15 protein-coding genes are annotated in these 18739 nt (G+C 66.1%); 9 read left to right on the top strand and 6 right to left on the bottom strand.

Annotation, left to right across the window (positions count from 1 at the left end):
- Positions 1–93 precede the first annotated feature (93 nt).
- From RBA41_RS19275 to RBA41_RS19265, 3 genes are all read left to right on the top strand, one after another.
- On the top strand, positions 94–1452 hold the full coding sequence (locus RBA41_RS19275; protein WP_306625850.1) for a flavin-containing monooxygenase: 1359 nt from the start codon (positions 94–96) through the stop codon (positions 1450–1452).
- Between the two features lie 225 nt (positions 1453–1677).
- A complete protein-coding gene (locus RBA41_RS19270) occupies positions 1678–4968 on the top strand; it encodes a DEAD/DEAH box helicase (RefSeq protein ID WP_306625848.1) in 3291 nt (1096 codons plus the stop codon).
- A 293-nt stretch (positions 4969–5261) separates the two neighbouring features.
- Positions 5262–5795 (top strand): isochorismatase family protein, encoded by a 534-nt coding sequence (locus RBA41_RS19265; protein ID WP_306625847.1) that lies wholly within the window; start codon positions 5262–5264, stop codon positions 5793–5795.
- An 8-nt stretch (positions 5796–5803) separates the two neighbouring features.
- Here the strand turns inward: RBA41_RS19265 and RBA41_RS19260 are convergent, their stop codons facing one another.
- Complete coding sequence (locus tag RBA41_RS19260; protein ID WP_306625846.1) at positions 5804–6661, bottom strand: DUF2306 domain-containing protein; 858 nt, start codon at positions 6659–6661, stop codon at positions 5804–5806.
- A 148-nt stretch (positions 6662–6809) separates the two neighbouring features.
- Here RBA41_RS19260 and RBA41_RS19255 point away from each other — a divergent pair, with 148 nt between their 5' ends.
- Entirely contained in the window at positions 6810–7868 is a 1059-nt protein-coding gene (locus RBA41_RS19255; RefSeq protein ID WP_306625845.1) for a sensor histidine kinase, read from the top strand.
- Positions 7865–8635, top strand: coding sequence for a LytR/AlgR family response regulator transcription factor (locus tag RBA41_RS19250; RefSeq protein WP_306625843.1), 771 nt, complete (start codon positions 7865–7867; stop codon positions 8633–8635). Before RBA41_RS19255 ends, RBA41_RS19250 begins: the two co-directional genes overlap by 4 nt.
- A gap of 18 nt (positions 8636–8653) precedes the next feature.
- On the opposite strand, the gene RBA41_RS19245 is transcribed toward RBA41_RS19250, so the two are convergent.
- The 3 genes from RBA41_RS19245 to RBA41_RS19235 are packed head-to-tail and all read right to left on the bottom strand — an operon-like array spanning position 8654 to position 11263.
- Positions 8654–9016 (bottom strand): glyoxalase superfamily protein, encoded by a 363-nt coding sequence (locus RBA41_RS19245; protein WP_306625841.1) that lies wholly within the window; start codon positions 9014–9016, stop codon positions 8654–8656.
- 55 nt (positions 9017–9071) lie between these two features.
- The gene (locus RBA41_RS19240; protein ID WP_306625955.1) at positions 9072–10388 is read right to left on the bottom strand and encodes an aminopeptidase P N-terminal domain-containing protein; all 1317 of its coding nucleotides are present in this window, start codon (positions 10386–10388) and stop codon (positions 9072–9074) included.
- Positions 10388–11263, bottom strand: a complete 876-nt coding sequence (locus tag RBA41_RS19235) for a DMT family transporter (protein ID WP_306625839.1) — start codon at positions 11261–11263, stop codon at positions 10388–10390. The genes RBA41_RS19240 and RBA41_RS19235 overlap by 1 nt, the downstream gene beginning before the upstream one ends.
- A gap of 96 nt (positions 11264–11359) precedes the next feature.
- On the opposite strand from RBA41_RS19235, the gene RBA41_RS19230 reads away from it, so the two are divergent.
- Both RBA41_RS19230 and RBA41_RS19225 read left to right on the top strand, forming a co-directional pair.
- Positions 11360–12226 (top strand): LysR substrate-binding domain-containing protein, encoded by an 867-nt coding sequence (locus tag RBA41_RS19230; protein ID WP_306625837.1) that lies wholly within the window; start codon positions 11360–11362, stop codon positions 12224–12226.
- Between the two features lie 101 nt (positions 12227–12327).
- A complete protein-coding gene (locus tag RBA41_RS19225) occupies positions 12328–13437 on the top strand; it encodes a hypothetical protein (protein ID WP_306625835.1) in 1110 nt (369 codons plus the stop codon).
- A 146-nt stretch (positions 13438–13583) separates the two neighbouring features.
- On the opposite strand, the gene RBA41_RS19220 is transcribed toward RBA41_RS19225, so the two are convergent.
- Together RBA41_RS19220 and ssb are read right to left on the bottom strand one after the other, a co-directional pair.
- Positions 13584–14279 carry a glutathione S-transferase family protein gene (locus tag RBA41_RS19220; protein ID WP_306625833.1) on the bottom strand — a complete coding sequence of 232 codons (696 nt, stop codon included), beginning with the start codon at positions 14277–14279 and terminating at the stop codon, positions 13584–13586.
- A 192-nt stretch (positions 14280–14471) separates the two neighbouring features.
- Positions 14472–14978: a single-stranded DNA-binding protein gene (gene ssb, locus RBA41_RS19215; RefSeq protein WP_054265190.1), complete on the bottom strand. Its 507-nt coding sequence runs from the start codon at positions 14976–14978 to the stop codon at positions 14472–14474.
- 403 nt (positions 14979–15381) lie between these two features.
- Here ssb and uvrA point away from each other — a divergent pair, with 403 nt between their 5' ends.
- Positions 15382–18228: an excinuclease ABC subunit UvrA gene (gene uvrA / locus RBA41_RS19210; RefSeq protein ID WP_306625831.1), complete on the top strand. Its 2847-nt coding sequence runs from the start codon at positions 15382–15384 to the stop codon at positions 18226–18228.
- 8 nt (positions 18229–18236) lie between these two features.
- The gene (locus RBA41_RS19205; RefSeq protein WP_306625830.1) at positions 18237–18725 is read left to right on the top strand and encodes a P-loop NTPase family protein; all 489 of its coding nucleotides are present in this window, start codon (positions 18237–18239) and stop codon (positions 18723–18725) included.
- The last annotated feature ends 14 nt before the right edge of the window (positions 18726–18739 follow it).

The raw sequence follows: 18739 nt of genomic DNA, 5'->3' as shown, positions 1-18739 counted from the left end.
TCGATCTATTGATGTGATGTCCCGATCCGGGCAATTGGCCTTAGCGGCCGGTGACACGACGCCCTGTGCCCTGGGCCGCGCGGAGCTGTGCCGGTGAGCGCCGCTTTGCCCACCTTCGCCGACCTGGCCGCGCGCGTCGCCGGCGGCGCACTGAACCGGCCCCGCATCGCCATCATCGGCGCCGGCAGCAGTGGTCTGGCCTGTGCCGCCGAGATGCTGCAACGCGGCCTGGACCCGGTCCTGTTCGAGGCGCGCTCGCAGCCCGGCGGGCTGTGGGGCAAGGATCCGCTGTCGACGATTTACCCGGACCTGGTCCAGAATGCGGCCGCGCAACTGCCGCTGTCGCGCCCGGAAGCGGGCAGCTGGGCCGCGTACACCGAGCAATGCCTCGACACCATCAAGCGCCAGGGCCTCGCTTCGCGCATCTTCACCTCGACCAAGGTGCTGTGCGTGACGCCGTCGCTGCATTCGGGCGGCGCCGACCTGCTGATCGCCAGCGCGGACCAGGCCGCCCCGCCCCTGCTGCGCCACTTCGAGCAGGTGGTGTACGCGGGCGGGCTGTACCACGCGCCGCAAATGCCCGACATCGCCGGGGCGGCGGACTTTACGGGCCGCATCATCCATTCGTCCGACGTGCGCGACATCAGCCGCTTTGCCGGCCAGCGCGTGCTGATCGTCGGCCTGGGCAATACAGCCGTGGAGTGCGCGGCCAGGCTGTTTCCGGTGGCGCAGCAACTGGTGCTGTCGGGCCGCAGTCCGACCTGGCTGGTGCCGCGCCTGATTCACGGCAGCCCGATCGACGTGGCCACGCGCGCGCTCAAGGATGCCTACCGCCACAGCTACCAGGCCAGGCTGTGGAAAGCGTGCCGCGCCCACGGGGCGGTCGGCCATGCGGTCGACCCGTCCAGCCACGAAATCGATGTGGGACGCCAGCGCATCACCGTCAGCGACGCCATGCTCGGGCCGGTGCGCAGCGGCATGGTGCCGCTGCGCCCGGCACTGGCGCACGTGGCCGAGCGCAGCGTCCATTTTGTCGACGGCAGCAGTTGCGATGCCGACGTGATCGTCTGCTGCACCGGCTACCAGAGCCAGTCGATCCTGGCCGAGGGCAGCGAGGTGCCGCAGCAGCTGGTCGGCAACGTGCTGCATGCGCGCTACCCCGGCCTGTGGTTCACCGGCGCGCCGGCGCTGTGGGGCAGCCCGGCCCCGATTGCCAGGAAACAGGGCCGCCTGATCGCCCATGCGATCGGCGCGGGCTGGAACCGCGAAGACCTGACCCAGGCCGTGCGCCCACACGCCAATTACGACAAGGCCGCCACGCGCGTGCCATTCGGCTTCGAGGTAGCCGACTACAGCGGTTACGCGCACATGGTCGACCAGGCCAGCGCCGGCACGGCCACCGGCGACGCGCACGCGCCGCAGGCCGGCAGCCCGGTCAACTACGCCGGGTAGGACAGCGCCGCGCCGGACAGCGCCGCGCCGGACAGCGCCACGCCGGATAGCGCCGCGCCGGCAAGGAGACCTGCAACCGCCGGCAGCGTGCGCCATTGTGAAATCGGCCCATGTTTTGCCGTGGGTGAAGTTACAATCCCGCCTTGTCAAATGGCCGCCCCCGCACGGTCATGCATGATGGCTGCCCGCGTGTTCACCGGGCAGCCACACTCCCGGAAAAATCCTATGCCTGCACCGTATGTCAACACGCTTCGATACTGGTTCGATGTCGAAGCGCTCATGTATCCGGATATTCCCAGACCAGGCAAGCGGCCCGCCATTTTCAAGCGCTACGACGAAAAGCTGCCGTGGCTGGCGGCGCCCCGCGGCACGCTGGCGGACGACGCACCGCACGGCCGGCACAAGTATTTCGTCTGGTTCGGCCTGGTCGAGAAAGGCGTGCTGGAAGCCGAGCTGGTGGAGATGTTCCCGCTCGATGCGGCCGAGGAAAAATTCAGCGGCAACCACGTCCATCCGGCCAAGGGCAACACCTTCCTGTGCGCCATCGAGATCGGTTCGGACGGCCGGCCCAGCGTCGACACGCTGCAGCTGGCCGCGTTCGCCGTCGCCTTCGCGGAAAAGAAAAACAAGACCCGGATCGGCTATGGTGTGACCCTGTTCGGCCTGAAGAACAAGCTGCACGAACTGGCCATGGGCAACCGCGGCATCGCCGACGCCGACTGGTTCGACGAAGTCACCGACTTCCTCATCAGCGAGCTGGACTGGAAGCCGCGCACCCTGCTCGCGCGCGCCCAGCTATGCGCGCACGAGGTCACGCTGCTCGACCGCCGCGGCAAGAAATTTCCGCGCGAGCCGGAGATGGACCCGGTCAATTCCTTCTATCTCGATGACCTCGACCGCATGCGCCAGGAGGCCGAGCACGGCGACGGTTCGGCCCAGATCCAGGCTTACCTGGACGGCCACGAGCGTGGCGACGCCCGACGTAGCGACGCCCGGCGTGGCGACGCGCGTCGTAGCGACGCGCGTCGCGACATCACCCGTCCCGCCTCGGTCAACGCCGCGCTCGATCCGCGCCGTTTTCCGGTGGGACGCTGGCCGACCGAGTTTCCGCTGTTCCTGATGCAGCAGGTGGCCGTCAACATCGGCCTGGAAACCCTGGCCGACGGCGGCATCTTTTCGGTCAACGGCCCGCCCGGCACCGGCAAGACCACCCTGCTGATGGACATCATCGCCGCCCGCGTGGTCGAGCGCGCCAGGATTCTGGTGCAATTCGCCAATCCCGAAACGGCGTTTGCGCGCTCGCCGCACCAGGTGGAGTATCCGGCCAACAGCAGCGGCGTCGCCTTCAAGGGGCCATGCTTCCACATCGATGAGCGCCTGCTCGACAGCGGCATCGTGGTCGCCAGCGAAAACAACAAGGCGGTCGAGAACATCACGCTCGACCTGCCCAGCATCAAGAAAGTGGCGCCGCAGGCGCTGCTGGTGGACGGCCAACCGTTCGACTACTTTGCCGCCAGCGCCGAATCGATTCTCAACGAAGAAAAGAAAATGCTGCCGGGCGAGGCAGGCGAGGCCGAGGCCAAGGCCGAGGCACCCGGGGAAGACGATGCCGGCGAAGAGCATGGCAAGATCCGCTGCTGGGGCCTGATTTCGGTCCCCCTCGGCAAGATGGCCAACCGCAGCCTGGTGGCCAACCGCCTCGGCGCCTTCAAGGAGACTGGGCTGGCGAAACAGCTCGCCGCCGCCGGCGCCTCGCTCAACTGGGAAGCGGCGCGCACCCGCTTCAACCAGGCCGTGGCCGAGGTCGAAGCGATCCAGGCCGCGATCCTCGATTACGACAGCGCGCTGCCGGCATGGAAGGCGGCGCGCGACCTGTGCGCGGCTTTCGATGGGGCCGCCGCCGCGGCACGCCAGCGCAACGATGACGCCAGCGCGGCGCTGGCCGCGCTCGATACCGATAGCGCCGGCAATGCCTGCGCCATCGCCACCAATCTGCAGGAACGCGAACTGCACGCCACCGAATGGCCGGCCTGGCGCCAGTTGCTGGCGCGCTTTTTCAGCAAGGCGAAGTTCGCCGCATTCCAGTCGCGCCAGCAGGCATTGTCGGACGAGTACGACAGCCTGCGCACCGAGCGCGCGCGCTTGAAAGTGGCGCGCCTGGAAGCGCTGGCCAGCGCCAGCGACTGCGCGGCGCACTGGCAGGCGGCCCGGGCCGACGCTGCCACGCACGCCGCGGCGCTGCGCAGCGTGCGCCAGCGCCTCGACGCGCTCGCGGCCACCTTGGGCGAAGCCGCCTTCGACCCGGCCGCGTTTGCCGCGCTCCCGGTCGAGCAGCAACAGAAGTCCCTGCCGCGCAGCAACGCGACATATCACGCGGCGCGCGCCGCGGTGTTCGTCGCCGCCATGCAGCTGCACAAGGCTTTCCTCAAGCATGCCGGCAAGCCGTTCGAAACCAACTTCCGCCTGGCGCTGGCCATGCTGGGGCAGGAAGGCTACATCCAGCCGCACCTGGCGGCCATGGCGCGCCACTTGTGGGCCACCTTTTTCCTGGCCGTGCCGGTGGTATCGAGCACATTCGCGTCGGTATCGCGCTGCTTTGCCGACCTTGGCGAAGGAGAAATCGGGTTGCTGCTGGTGGACGAAGCCGGCCAGGCGGTGCCCTCGCACGCACTGGGCGCCATCTGGCGCTCGAAGCGCGCCCTGATCGTGGGCGACCCGCTGCAGGTCGAACCGATGGTCGCGATGGACAAGAAGCTCGACTACGGCATCCTCAGCTACCACCAGGCGCCGGCCGAGCACCAGCTGACCGCGTATTCGGCCCAGCACCTGGCCGACCGCGGCAACCGCTTCGGCGCCAACGTGGTGCAGTACGACGGCAGCGACCTGTGGGTCGGCGCGCCGCTGCGCGTGCACCGGCGCTGCGCCGACCCGATGTTTTCGCTGTCGAACGCAATTGCCTACAACGCCAAGATGGTCTACGGCCCGGCGCGTGCCGAGGAAGAGCAGGCCACCGCGCTGCGGCCGCTGCTCGGTCCGTCGTGCTGGCACGACGTTGCCGGCGGCGAGTTCGAGGAGCACTACAACGAGCGCGAAGGCGCGGCGGCGGCCGGCATCGTGGTGCGCTACGCCAGCAACGGCTGGGTCGGCGAGGCGCACGGCCTGCCGGACCTGTTCCTGATCTCGCCGTTCAAATCGGTGGCACAAGAGTTGACGGGGCTGCTGCGGGCACGCGCCGACGAGTGGGCGGGCGACGCGGACGACGAGGCCATCGCCAAGTGGCTGCACGGGCACGTGGGCACGGTGCATACCTTCCAGGGCAAAGAGTGCGAGACGGTGGTGTTCGTCCTTGGCGGCAAGACCAACGAAGCGCGCAACTGGGCCGCTGGCCGGCCCAACATCATCAACGTTGCCGCGACCAGGGCCAAACGGCGCCTGTACGTGATCGGCAACCGCCAGCAATGGTCGCGTACGCTGTTCGGCCGCCAACTGGCCGACGCCCTGCCCATTGTTTCCTAACCGGGGTCAGACCTCCGACTCGAAACTTTTTTGTTGCCTAACCGGGGTCAGACCTCCGACTCGAAACTTTTTCGTTGCCTGACCGGGGTCCGCGCTACTGGTACGCACTGGCGCAGCACTTTTTTGTTCACATCAGGCATTTGTTTCTAATTGGAGGTCTGACCCCGGTTTAGGAATTTCCGCTATCCCGATTCGCAAGCGCTGGTTACCAATCTCCGAACCGGATGACCGTTTATCAAGCTGACGTTTTCGATAACACTGGGCGCCTCTTCATTCACCACGAGCCGGCCCCCATGAACACACTCCTGATCATCGACATGCAGAACGCATGGCTGAACAATCCCGCCCAACCGTGTTTCGACAGCGCCGGCGTTGTCGATCGCATCAACCACGCCGCCCGGCGCATCCGCGCGCAGGGCGGCCAGGTGATCTTCGTCCAGCATGCGGATGCGGATACCGGCATCGGCTCGGCACCCTGGCAAGTCATCCCGGCGCTGGAACAAGCCGCCACCGACAGCACGGTGCAAAAGCTGGCCGGCGACTCGTTCGCCGCGACCGACCTGGCGGCGCAGCTGGCCGCCAGCGCCACCACCACCTTGTATATCAGCGGTTTCGCCACCGAATTTTGCATCGACACCGCCGTGCGCGCGGCGGCCTCGCGCGGCTTGCAGGTGGTGGTCTTGTCCGATGCGCACACCACCGCCGACCGTCCGCACCTCGCTGCGCCGGCCATCATCGCGCACCACAACTGGGTGTGGTCAGGCTTGCCGGTGCCGGCCGACAGCTCACTGGCCGTGCGCACGACGGCCGAGGCTTTCCCCGCCTGAACGACGCTCTAAAGATGCGGCAGCCACAGGATCATCGTCGCGGCAGCAACGCCTGCCGCCGTCGCCGCGCTCAGCACCAGCATGGCGACGGCCATCGCGCTGCGCGCCGCCACGCTATCGCTCGCCCGCGCGCGCGCATACAGCTCCAGCACCGCAAGCGGCACCAGGTACTGGGCAAACGACAGGAAGCTCAGGAATGGCCCCTGGAAGGTCACGGGATCGAACCCGGCCGGCCCCTTGTTGGCCACGATCCAGGCCATCAGGCCGATCCGGAAGAACCAGACGCCGCTGACCGCCAGGAACAGGCGCAGCGCCCAGCGCCGGTGCAGGGCGCTGCGGCCGGCGCGCGCATGGTGCACGGCAAAGACCGCGCACAGCACGATCAGCACGGCATTGCCGCTGATGCCCACGTGCTGCGCCAGGCCGCCCACCGCGCCGCGAAACCACACCATGTACAGGCCGACGAGGCTGGACGCCACCGCCAGCAGCACATACACGCGCCCGTTCCAGCGGTGGAACGAGGGCGCCAGGCGCCGCAGCGGCGTCATCAGCTGGAGCGCGCCACCGATGGTGATGACGACCGCCACCAGCATGTGCATGCCGATGGCGGCATTGCCGGCGGTGTCGCCGGGGACATACCCGCGCGGCATGACCTTGTTCCATTGCGCCAGATCGCCGTGCGCCAGCGCGCCGCCGTAGAACACGGCCACGTACCAGGCAAACAGCAGTTGCCCCAGCACGGCCACGCCAAACCACAGGCGCGCCGACCACGCCAGCGCGGTGTCGACCCTGTCGCGCCGCGCGGTCACGCCCGCCGTGCCTCCCGGCGCCGTGTGCGGCATGCTTCCAGCAGTTTGCAAGATCATGCGACTTCCTTTCGTGTGATTGGTGTGATATCGGATCTGCACACAGTAGGCGCGGGCGGCGCCGCTGGCGAGGGCGCGCGGCGATCGGCGCGACCGGCGGCGGTTTTCCGGGCTTGAACGACGGTCGGCGAACGGTTATTGTGGCGGGATGACCAACGCGCCGCCACCTGCCCTGCCCTCGCGCCATCCGGCGCTGCCGACCCTGCGCCAGGCGCTGGTGGTGACGCTCATCGCGCTGCAACTGACGTGGGTGCTGTCAACGCTGTCGTCGGGGCCGTTTTTGTCGGTGCTGCTGCGCATCGGTTTCATCGCCATCGCCTTGCTGCTCACCTACACGGCGAGCGGCACGCTGCGCCAGCGCTGGCTGCCGCCGGCCTTGGTACGGCTGCTGGCAGTGGCGCTGATGGCGCCAGTCGCCACGCTGGCCATTTTCCGGCTGACGGAAAACAGCCCCGCCAAACGCGAGCTGGCGTATGGCTACGTCATGCTGGCCGTCGTCGCGCTCATCGTCGGGGTGCTGGTGACGCTCGTGGCACTGCGCCTGGAACGCAAGGCGCACGAGCGCGCGGCGCGCCTGCAGGCCGAGCGCGAGCGCCACACGCTCGAGCGCGAGCTGCTCGACGCGCGCCTGCGCCTGCTGCAGGCGCAGATCGAACCGCACTTCCTGTTCAATACGCTGGCCAATATCGAGGCGCTGGTCGAGGCCAAATCCGACAACGCGGGGCCGGTGCTGCGCCATCTGATCGCCTACCTCAAGGCCGCGATGCCGCGCCTGAACGATGCCGATGCCACGCTCGACACCGAGCTGCAGCTGGTGCGCGCCTATCTGGAGCTGATGCACATGCGCATGCCCGACCGCCTGCGGTTCACGGTGGAGACGGCGCCCGGGCTGAGCGCCTTGCCGTTTCCGGCGATGGCCTTGCTGACCCTGGTGGAGAACGCGGTGCGGCACGGCATCGATCCGAGCCTTGACGGCGGCTGCATCGAGGTCGGCGGCCAGCGCGATGCAGCCAGCGGCCGCGTGAGCCTGTGGGTGAGCGACACCGGTATCGGCATGTCGGAGCTTGGCCAGCCGGGCACCGGGCTGACCAATGTGCGCACGCGCCTGCAGGCTTTTTACGGCGCCGGCGCGAAGCTGGATTTACACGAGCAGATGCCGCACGGCTTGCACGTCGAACTGACTTTTCAACCACGGAGCGCCGCATGAACCACCCGACCGCCCTGATCGCCGACGACGAACCGCTGCTGCGCGAGCACCTGCGCGCGCAACTGGCGCGGCTGTGGCCGGAGCTGGACATCGTGGCCGAGGCGCGCAACGGCGGCGAGGCGGTCGAGCTGTTCGACCAGCATCAGCCGGCGATCGTGTTCCTGGACGTGCACATGCCCGGCCTGAACGGCATCGAGGCGGCGCGGGCGCTGGCGCGGCGGGCGCAGATCGTGTTCATTACCGCGTACGAGCAGTATGCGGTGCAGGCGTTCGAGCAGGGCGCCATCGATTATCTGGTCAAGCCGATCGACGCGGCGCGCCTGGCCGACACGGTGCAGCGTTTGCAGGAACGGCTGGGGCGAGCACCCGACGCCGGCGCGGCCTTCGACGCGATGCTCGAACGCATGGCCAGCGAACTGCGCCAGCGCGGCGGCACGCGCAACTGGCTGCAGTGGATCAAGGCCTCGGTCGGCAGCCGGGTGCGATTGATTGCGGTGGAGCAGGTGGCGTTCATCCGCGCGGACGGCAAGTACACCTCGGTGGTGTGGGACGATGGCGAGGCGCTGATTCGCAAGAGCATCCGCGAACTGGGCGACGAACTCGATCCGGACCGCTTCGTGCAGATCCACCGCTCGGTGATCGTCAATCTGCATTACGTGAGCGAGGTAGTGCGCGGGGTGAACGAGACGGCCGACGTGCACCTGCGCGGACGCGCGGAGGTGCTGCCGGTCAGCCGGAGTTACCTGCATCATTTCCGGCAGATGTAGCTGTCGTACCACCGACTGTCAGGGCGGCGGCTGGCAAAACCGGATGCGGTTGCCGAAGGGATCGGCCACTTGCATCACCCGGCCCCACGGCAGGTCGTCGACACCCGGACGCGCATAGGCGTAGTTCTTGGCCGTCAGTTCCTGGTGCAGCGCGTCGATGTCATCGAGATGGACGAAGATGGTCGAGCCGGGCGTGGCATCGCCATGGTGTTCGCTCAGGTGGATCACCAGCTCGCCACGCTTGATCTCCATATACAAGGGCATGCCCTCCTCGAAGCGGTGCTCCCACTGGCAGGCGAAGCCCAGGAAGTCCAGGTAAAACTCCCTGGCTTTTTGCTCCGAAAAAATGCGCAAAATGGGAATGGCCGGGGAAAGGTTCACGCGTCGCTCCTGATGGGTTCTGTGGCCCTCAGCGTGCGTCATCGGCATGCCTTTGTCAACGCATCAGCGCTTCGATGTCGTCGATTGCCTTGGGTACGCCGGCACTGAGCACTTCCCTGCCCGATGGCGTCACCGCGACGTCATCCTCGATCCGGATGCCGATGTGCCAGAACTGTTCCGGCACGCCTGGCGCCGGCCTGATGTACAGGCCCGGTTCGACGGTGAGCGTCATGCCCGGCTGCAGGGTGCGCCAGGCGTCGCCGCCCGGTTCGCGGTAGCTGCCGACGTCATGCACATCCATCCCGAGCCAGTGGCTGGTTTTGCACATGAAGAACTGGCGATAGGCGCCGCTGCCGATGACGTCGTCAAGCGAGCCGGCGCGGTCGGCGTCGAGCAAGCCCGTGTCGAGCATTCCCTGGGACAGGATGCGCACCGCCGCCTCGTGCGGCGCCATCACGCTCGCGCCGGGGCGCACCGCGGCGAGCGCGGCCAACTGGGCATCGAGCACGATCTCGTAGATCCGCCTTTGCGCGGGCGAAAAGCGGCCGTTGACGGGGAAGGTGCGCGTGATGTCCGATGCATAGCTGTCGAGCTCGCAGCCGGCATCGATCAGCAGCAGCTCGCCATCCCGCAGCTGGGTGCGGCCGGGATTGTGGTGCAGCACGCAGGCATTCGCGCCCGCCGCCACGATGGATGGATACGCCGGCGCGGCCGCGCCCTGGCGGTGGAATTCGTACAGCAGCTCGGCCTCGACCTGGTATTCAGCAAGCCCGGCACGCGCTGTTCGCATGGCACGCAGATGGGCATCGGCCGCCACGGCGGCGCAGCGCCGCATGATGTCGAGTTCCCCGCCATCCTTGAGCAGCCGCATGTCGTCGAGCAGCATGTGAACGTCGTGGATGACCGCCGGCGCGCGCACGCCGGAGCGCGCCGCGGCGCGCAGGCCGCGCAGCGCTCCGTTGAGGCGCTCGTCGAAGGCAGCGTTACGGCCCATGCCGGCGTACAGGGCCGGCGCGTTGGTCAACAGGGCTGGCAGGTGCTGGTCGAGCGCCGATATCGAATACGCCTGGTCGAACCCGAAATGCGCGCATGCGCCGGCCGGGCCATGCCGGAATCCATGCCAGATTTCATGCGCGGCATCCACGTCGCGGCAGAAGAGGATGGAACGCGATTGCGCCCCGGCCACCAATACGATCACCGCTTCCGGCTCGGTCACGCCGGAGAGATAATGAAAATAGCTGTCGTGCCGGAACGGATACTCGACATCGTTGTTGCGCATGACTTCGGGCGCGGTGGGAATGACGGCCACGCCGCCGCCTTGCTTGCGCATCCGCGCGATCAGCTGCGCGCGCCGGGCTTGATAGGGCTGCATCATGCGCCTTTCAGGGAAGGGAAAAAATGCCATTGCAGGTTGACGCCGAGCGTGGCGCTGGCGATCAGCGCAAAGCCGGCCAGCTGCAGCGCGCCGATCGCGTGGCCGTAGACGACGAAGTCGACCACCAGCGCCGCAGCCGGATAGAGGAAGGTCAGCACGGCGATAACGGCCGTGTTCATGCGCGGCGTGGCGCCGTACACCATCACATAGGCGAGCGCGGTGGGGATCAGTCCCAGTCCGGCCAGCCAGCCCCACTGGGCGGCATCGATGCCGCCGGCGGGCATGCTGAAGAACCCGGCCGTGAGCACGGTGCCGGTGAGGCAGTGCGTCAATGCCGTCAGGTGGGGCGGCATGCCGCGGATGGCGCGCGTGGTGAGGGTGACGCCGGCGTAGGCGACGGCGGCGCCGAGCGTGCAGGCGATGCCGATCAGATAGGTGGAACTGAGCGCCATGTCGGTACGCAGTCCGCATGCCAGCACGAGGCCGGCGAATCCCACCACGACCCAGCCGATATTGTTGGCGCTGACGCGTTCCTTGAGCAGGAGCGAACCGAAGATCAGGACCAGGAACGGTTGCACGTGGTACACGATGGTGGTCACGGAAATGCCGACGCGGGCGATCGCTTCAAAGAACATCACCCAGTTCACGCACATCAGGATGCCGCTGCCGAGGGCGAGCATCAGGTTGTTGAACGAAACGTTGCTGCGCTTGAGCATGCCTTTGTACGCGCAGTACGCCAGCAGGATGGCGGCCCCGAAAGCGCAGCGGAAGAATACGGTCATCACGGGCGCCAGCGCGGCCTCGTGGAAGAAAATACCCAGCGTGCCAAGCATGAGCATGGCAGCGGCGAACGATACGGCGGGATTGGACATGATCTGCTCCGGTGAGTGGTTTCGGGCTATCATCGGGCAGCGCCATACATCAAACAAGCTGATTTAATTGATGAAATTCATTCGATAATCGAAACCATGACTCCAGACCTGAACCTGAACCAGCTGCGCACCTTTGTGGCCGCGGCCGACCACATGAGCTTTGTCGGCGCGGCCGATGCGGTGCACCGTTCGCAGGCGGCGGTGAGCATGCAGATCATGAAGCTCGAAGAAACGGTGGGGCAGGCGCTGTTCGCGCGCCACACGCGCCGCATCGAGCTGACGGCGGCCGGCGAGCGCCTGCTGCCGTACGCGCGCCAGATGCTGGCGCTGGAGGAGCAGGCGCTGGCCGCGCTGCGCACGCAGGAGGTGGTCGGGCGCGTGGTGCTCGGCGCGCCCGACGACTACGTGGCGTCCCTGCTGCCGCCGGTGCTGGAACGCTTCACGAAGCTGTTCGCCAATGTCGAGATCGAGCTGGTCTGCCTGCAAAGCACGCTGCTCAAGCCGCTGCTGCAAAAGGGGCAGATCGACCTGGCGTTCGTGACCCGCGCCGACGATCTGGAAGGCAGTTTCATCCGGCGTGAAGCGATGGTGTGGGTCGGCTCGCAGCGGCATGCGGTGTGGAAAAAATCGCCGCTGCCGGTGGCGCTGTTCGACAAGGGCTGCGTGGCGCGCGAGCACACCCTGGCTGCGCTGGAAAAGAGCGGCAGGCCGTACGGCGCGACGTATAGCAGCCCGAGCCTGCTGGGCATCGTGGCGATGGTCGATGCGGGCCTCGCGGTGGCGGCGCTGGCCGAGTGCAGCATCCCGCCGCACCTGGTGCGGCTGGGCGAAGCGGAGGGCTTGCCGCCGGTGGAGCCGCTCGAGGTCGTGCTGATCAGGGGACGCAACAGCGGTTCGCCGGCGGTGGAGTGCCTGGCCGGCGAAATCATGGCGGCGTTGCGTCCCTTGCGCGCGGCAGCCTGACGGCTCCCCGCCCATGGGATCATGGCCGGGCAAGCATTAAAAAAAGGGCGCCGCTGCTGCGGCAGACGCATTTTGGATGTTCCGCGAACCAGGAATTTAATATGATCACGATCAATGAGAGCATGTTGCAGGCGACAAATGGGCATGCCTACCCGCTGCGCACCCTCGCATGGCCCGCCCTTCCCATCGTGGACGCCTGCCCGGTCCAGGCGCCCTACGGCCATGTGCTGGTCCTGACCACGGACGGCGCGCTGCACGGGGTCGATCTCGATAGCGGAGCCAGCGTGGAACTGTGCCGGGTGGAACTTCCCGAGCTGCCGCCGGACCGTGAGCGCCTGCCGCCCGGCCTGCGGCTGCACGCCTCGGCGGACGGCGCCTTTGCGGCCATTGTTGTCGACCAGGGCCGGCACGGCATTGTGGTGGAGACGCAGTCCGGCGCCATCACAATGCGCCTCGATGGCGGCGACTATCACGCCGAACAGGTGCCCTTCAGTGCGTGCTTCCTCCGCCATGAAGGGCGCAATGTCCTCGTCCATCGCACCGACTGGAACCGCCTAGACGCTGCCGATGCGGCGACCGGCAAGTCGCTTACCGAGCGCCACATCGCAACATATGAGTCAGGCAAGGATTGCCCCGCGCATTACCACGACTATTTCCACGGACAGCTGCGGGCCAGCCCGGACGGCAGCCGCCTGTTCGATGATGGATGGGTGTGGCAGCCGGTCTCGATTCCACTGGCCTGGTCCGTCACCGACTGGCTCGGTTCGAATCCGTGGGAGAGCGAAGACGGCGCCTCGGTCGTGCGCGTCGCGATGCGTGACGACTGGAATACGCCCGCCTGCTGGGTCAGCGAGCGCCACGTCGCGCTGTGGGGCACGGCGGACTGGGACGAGGAGGAATTCGAGGAATCCGGTAAAGGGCCGGGCGTGCGCATCCTTGATGCGACGGTGCAGGCGGCGCTGTCTGCCGACGCGTGCTGGCCCATGGACATGGACGAAAAGACCCGCGTTCTCGACCTGTTCAGTGACGGCAAGCGCCTGTACGTCGCGGCGGACACGGGGACGACGGTCTGGGACCTGGCGACGCGGACGCTGATCGGCGACCTGCCCGGTTTCACCCCGCGTTTCCATGATGCGGCGCGCGCAGCCCTGGTTGCCATCGGGCCACAGACGATTGTCGAGTTTCCGCTGGCGTGGCTGGCTCAGGCATGATGATTTTGCAGCCCGCAGGCCACGGCAGAACGCCCGCCGTCTCCTCGTCTTCGCAGTTGAAAGTGTGGCAGATACATCCCCTCAAAAATCCCGTCCGTACGCATCGCTGGTGCTCATCCCGCCCTGGCTCATCGCGGGTTGCGCAGTCAGTCCGGAAGCGTGGCCGGGTCGAAGAAGCGCAGAGACAAGCCGCTGCGGCCAGGAAAGAACTTGAAGTAGGGTCGTGCCTGATCGATGGTGAGCGCCACCGATGGATGCTCCATCAAGCGCTCGACATAGGCCGCCAGGTGGCCATGCCGCGGCGGCAGCGGCACGTAGGCCATGGCATAGAACAAGGCTGGCGCGGCGGCACAGTCGGCCATGCTGAATGCCTCGCCGGCGACCCAGGTCCGGCCTTCGAGGTGGCGGTCGATGAAAGCGTAGGCCGACGACAGGCTTTCGCGCGCCTTGGCCACGGCGTGTGCGTCGCGCTCGCCTTCGGGCCGCAGCAGGTCGGCTGTCAGCGCCTGCATCGGGGTCATCACGTACAGGTCGAACAGGCGGTCCCACAAGCGCACGTCGAGCGCCGCGTCCGGCGCATCCGGGATGAGCGTACGGCCAGGGCGGGCATGGTGGCGCTGGAGATACTCGATGATGATGCTCGTTTCGGGCACGGGACGCGGCCCGTCCATCAAGAGCGGCATCTTGCCAGTCGGCCACAGCGCCAGGTGCGCGGCCCGCTCGCCGGGGTCGCCCAGGTTGAGCAGGCGCTTGTCCACCTCGATGCCGAGCACGTCGATGGCGATCAGTACCTTGTGGCAGCAGGACGACAGTGGATGGTAATGGAGCGTGAGCGCATTCATGCGATTGCCTGTGCTTTCCAAAAGTGGAAAGTATGTGCCCGATGTCGCGCCGAGTCAAAAATCTGCTGATGGAAGCACCGGAGGCAGAACTGTCGGAAATCTTTACGATTGCCGGATGTCGCGAAGAAGCTAAAAAGCCCTGTAGCTTCAAGGAGTTACAGGGCTTTTTTACATCAAGGACTTCAGCGGATCTTAAAACGGGATGTCGTCATCCATGTCCGAGAAGTTCGGCGCCGGCTTCGGTGCCGGACGTGCCGCTGGCGCAGGTGGCGCCTGGCGCTGTGGCGCCGGACGGCTCTGCTGCGGCTGCGAATCGTAACCGCCGCCATCGTCCATGCCGCCGCCGGCGTCGCCGCCCATGCCCTGGCGTCCGCCCAGCATCTGCATCTGTTCCGCGACGATTTCGGTCGCGTACTTCTCGACGCCATCCTTGTCGGTGTATTTACGGGTCTGCAGGCGGCCTTCGACGTAGACCGAGGAACCTTTTTTCAGGTACTGGCCGACGATTTCAGCCAGGCGGCCGAAGAACGAGATGCGGTGCCATTCGGTCAGCTCTTTTTGCTCGCCGGTGTTGCGGTCCTTCGATTTGTACGAGGTCGCGACGGCGATGTTGGCGATGGCGTCACCGCTGGGCATGTAGCGGATTTCCGGATCGCGCCCCAAGTTGCCGACGATGATGACTTTATTGACTGATGCCATGTATTACTCCTGTTGAACTGCTGCGGCGTCCCGCGGCGCGATGATTTTTTGCCAGACGGGGATTATATGCCAGCCGTCCGAGAATCCAAACGCCTATTCTACCCCGCACGGGCACCCGGCTAGTGCCTGCGCCTGGCCCGGCAAGCTGTAAACTAAGACAACAAAACCGGCAAGGAGTTCGGCGCGGCCATGCGCTATCCGCGACTGCCGCGCGCAGCTTGTCGACTCGTCATCCGTTTGCATGGGGCATGAATACTGGTATTATATACAGTACAAAGCTGCACAATCCCTGAGCAATATCAATACGCCCCTGGCGCACTTGCGGACGCGAGAATCGTGCCCGCAGACGTCGCTTCTGAAACACGGCTATAGTATTAGCTGACCCGTTTAAGGCACACAACACATGGAACAGATCCGCATTCGCGGCGCACGTACGCACAACCTGAAGAACATCAATCTCGACCTGCCACGCAACAAGCTGATTGTGATCACCGGCCTGTCCGGCTCCGGCAAGTCGTCGCTGGCGTTCGACACCTTGTATGCCGAGGGGCAGCGCCGCTATGTCGAATCGCTGTCGGCCTACGCGCGCCAGTTCCTGCAGTTGATGGAAAAGCCCGATGTCGATCTGATCGAAGGCCTGTCGCCGGCCATCTCGATCGAGCAGAAGGCCACCTCGCACAATCCGCGCTCCACCGTTGGCACGGTCACCGAAATCCACGATTACCTGCGCCTCCTGTATGCGCGCGTCGGCACGCCCTACTGCATCAACCACCCGGACCACGCGCTGGCCGCGCAGACGGTGTCGCAGATGGTCGACGCGGTGCTGGCCATGCCGGAAGATACCAAGCTGATGATCCTGGCGCCCGTGGTGGCCAACCGCAAGGGCGAGCACAGCGACCTGTTCGAGTCGATGCAGGCGCAGGGCTTCGTGCGCTTTCGCATCCAGAGCGGCACCCACGACGCCAAGATCTACGAGATCGACGACCTGCCCAAGCTGAAGAAAACCGAGAAGCACACCATCGACGTGGTCATCGACCGGGTCAAGGTGAATGCGGAGATCAAGCAGCGCGTGGCCGAAAGCTTCGAGACCGCGCTGCGCCTGGCCGACGGGCGCGCCGTGGTGCTCGAAATGGACACTGCCCAGGAACACGTCTACTCCAACAAGTTCGCCTGCAACACCTGCGGCTACTCGCTGCAGGAACTCGAGCCGCGCCTGTTCTCGTTCAATAATCCGATGGGCGCCTGCCCCGAATGCGACGGCCTCGGTCACATCGAATTTTTCGACCCGCGCCGCATCGTCGCCTTCCCCAACCTGTCGCTCGCTTCCGGCGCGGTAAAGGGCTGGGACAGGCGCAACCAGTTCTACTTCCAGATGCTGTCGAACCTGGCGGCGCACTACGAGTTCGATATCGACATGCCGTTCGAGCAGCTCGACCTGGCCTCGCAGCAGGCGGTGTTGTACGGCTCCGGCAAAACCTCGATCCCGTTCACCTACGTGAACGAGCGTGGTCGCACCGTGATTCGCGAGCACACCTTCGAAGGCGTGGTCACCAACCTGCAGCGGCGCTACCGCGAAACCGATTCGATGGCCGTCAAGGAGGAGCTGGCGAAGTTCATCAACGAGAAGCAGTGCCCGTCGTGCGAAGGCGCGCGCCTGCGCGTGGAAGCGCGCTACGTCAAGGTCGGCACCGGCAAGCAGCAGCGCGCCATCTACGAGGTGGCGCGCAAACCGCTGCGCGAATGCCTGGAGTTCTTCGAGAAGCTCACGCTCAAGGGCGCCAAGAAAGAGATCGCCGACCGCGTGGTCAAGGAGATCGTTTCTCGCCTCAAATTCCTCAACAACGTGGGCCTGGATTATCTGTCGCTCGACCGCAGCGCCGACACGCTCTCGGGCGGCGAGGCGCAGCGCATCCGCCTGGCCTCGCAGATCGGTTCGGGCCTGACCGGCGTGATGTACGTGCTCGATGAACCGTCGATCGGCCTGCACCAGCGCGACAACGACCGCCTGATCGAAACGCTCAAGCACCTGCGCGACATCGGCAACAGCGTGCTGGTGGTCGAGCATGACGAAGACGCGATCCGCACCGCCGACTACATCGTCGACATGGGTCCGGGCGCCGGCGTGCATGGCGGCGAGATCATCGCCGAAGGTACGCTCAAGGACATTCTCAAGAACAAAAAATCGCTGACCGCGCGCTACCTGAATGGCTCGCTCAAGATCGCGGTGCCCAAGAAGCGCCACGTGGCCGACGCCAGCAAGCAGGTGGTGATCACCGGCGCCACCGGCAACAACCTGAAAAAGGTCACGCTCAAGCTGCCGGTCGGCTTGATGACCTGCGTGACGGGCGTTTCCGGTTCCGGTAAATCGTCGCTGGTGAACGACACCTTGTACCCGGCCCTGTCGCGCCACCTGTATGGCTCGCAGACCGAACCGGCACCGCACGATTCGATCAGCGGGCTGGAACACTTCGACAAGGTCATTTCTGTCGACCAGGCGCCGATCGGACGCACGCCGCGCTCGAACCCGGCCACCTATACCGGCTTGTTCACGCCGATCCGCGACCTGTTCTCGGGCGTGCCGGCGGCCAAGGAGCGCGGCTACAGCGCCGGGCGCTTCTCGTTCAACGTCAAGGGCGGGCGCTGCGAAGCGTGCCAGGGCGATGGCGTGATCAAGGTCGAAATGCACTTCCTGCCGGACGTGTATGTGCCGTGCGACGTCTGCCACGGCAAGCGCTATAACCGCGAAACGCTGGAAGTGCAGTACAAGGGCAAGAACATCACCGAAGTGCTGGGCATGACGGTGGAAGAGGCGCACGAATTCTTCAAGCCGGTGCCGCTGATCGCGCGCAAGCTGCAAACCCTGCTCGACGTCGGCCTGGGCTATATCCGCCTCGGCCAGAGCGCAACCACCCTGTCGGGCGGCGAAGCGCAGCGCGTGAAGCTGTCGCTGGAACTGTCCAAGCGCGACACCGGGCGCACGCTGTACATCCTGGACGAGCCGACCACCGGCCTGCACTTCCACGATATCGACCTGCTGCTCAAGGTCATCCACCGCCTGCGCGACCAGGGCAATACGCTGGTCATCATCGAACACAATCTCGATGTGGTCAAGACCGCCGACTGGATCGTCGACCTGGGTCCGGAAGGCGGCGCCGGCGGCGGCAAGATCATCGCCAGCGGCACGCCGGAAGACGTGGCGGCCAATCCGGAGAGCGTCACCGGCAAATACCTGGTGCCGCTGCTGGCGTAAGGGACTGCATGCGCGTTCTCATCATGGGCAATTCGGGGTCCGGCAAGTCGTGGCGCGCGCGCCAGCTGGCCGGACAGCACCAGCTGCGGCACCTCGATCTGGACACCATTTACTGGGTGCCGGGATCGGTGGCGGTGGCGCGGCCGGCCTATGAAGTGCTGGCCGACTTGTACGCCTTCGTGCGCGGCCATGACGACTGGGTGGTGGAAGGCTGCTACGGAGACCTGATCGAGGCGGCGCTGCCGTTCTGTACCCAGCTGGTGTTCATCAATCCGGGCAAGGATGCCTGCATGGCCAACAACGCGCTGCGGCCGTGGGAGCCGCACAAGTACGCATCAAAAGAAGAACAGGACAGCATGCTGCCCTACCTGATGGAGTGGGTGAGCCAGTACGACGCGCGCGACGACACCTGTTCGTATGCCTTCCACCGCCGCGTGTACGACGGCTTCCAGGGAGCCAAGCGCGAAGATGCGCCGCCATCAGGCGACGGCTCCTGAAAAGGCGCCATCGT

It is taken from the genome of Massilia scottii (genome assembly GCF_030846495.1).
In the GTDB taxonomy this organism is placed as follows: domain Bacteria; phylum Pseudomonadota; class Gammaproteobacteria; order Burkholderiales; family Burkholderiaceae_D; genus Telluria_A; species Telluria_A violaceinigra.
The sequence above is the reverse complement of the archived record's forward strand: the minus strand, read 5'-3'. Positions and strand labels throughout refer to the sequence as shown.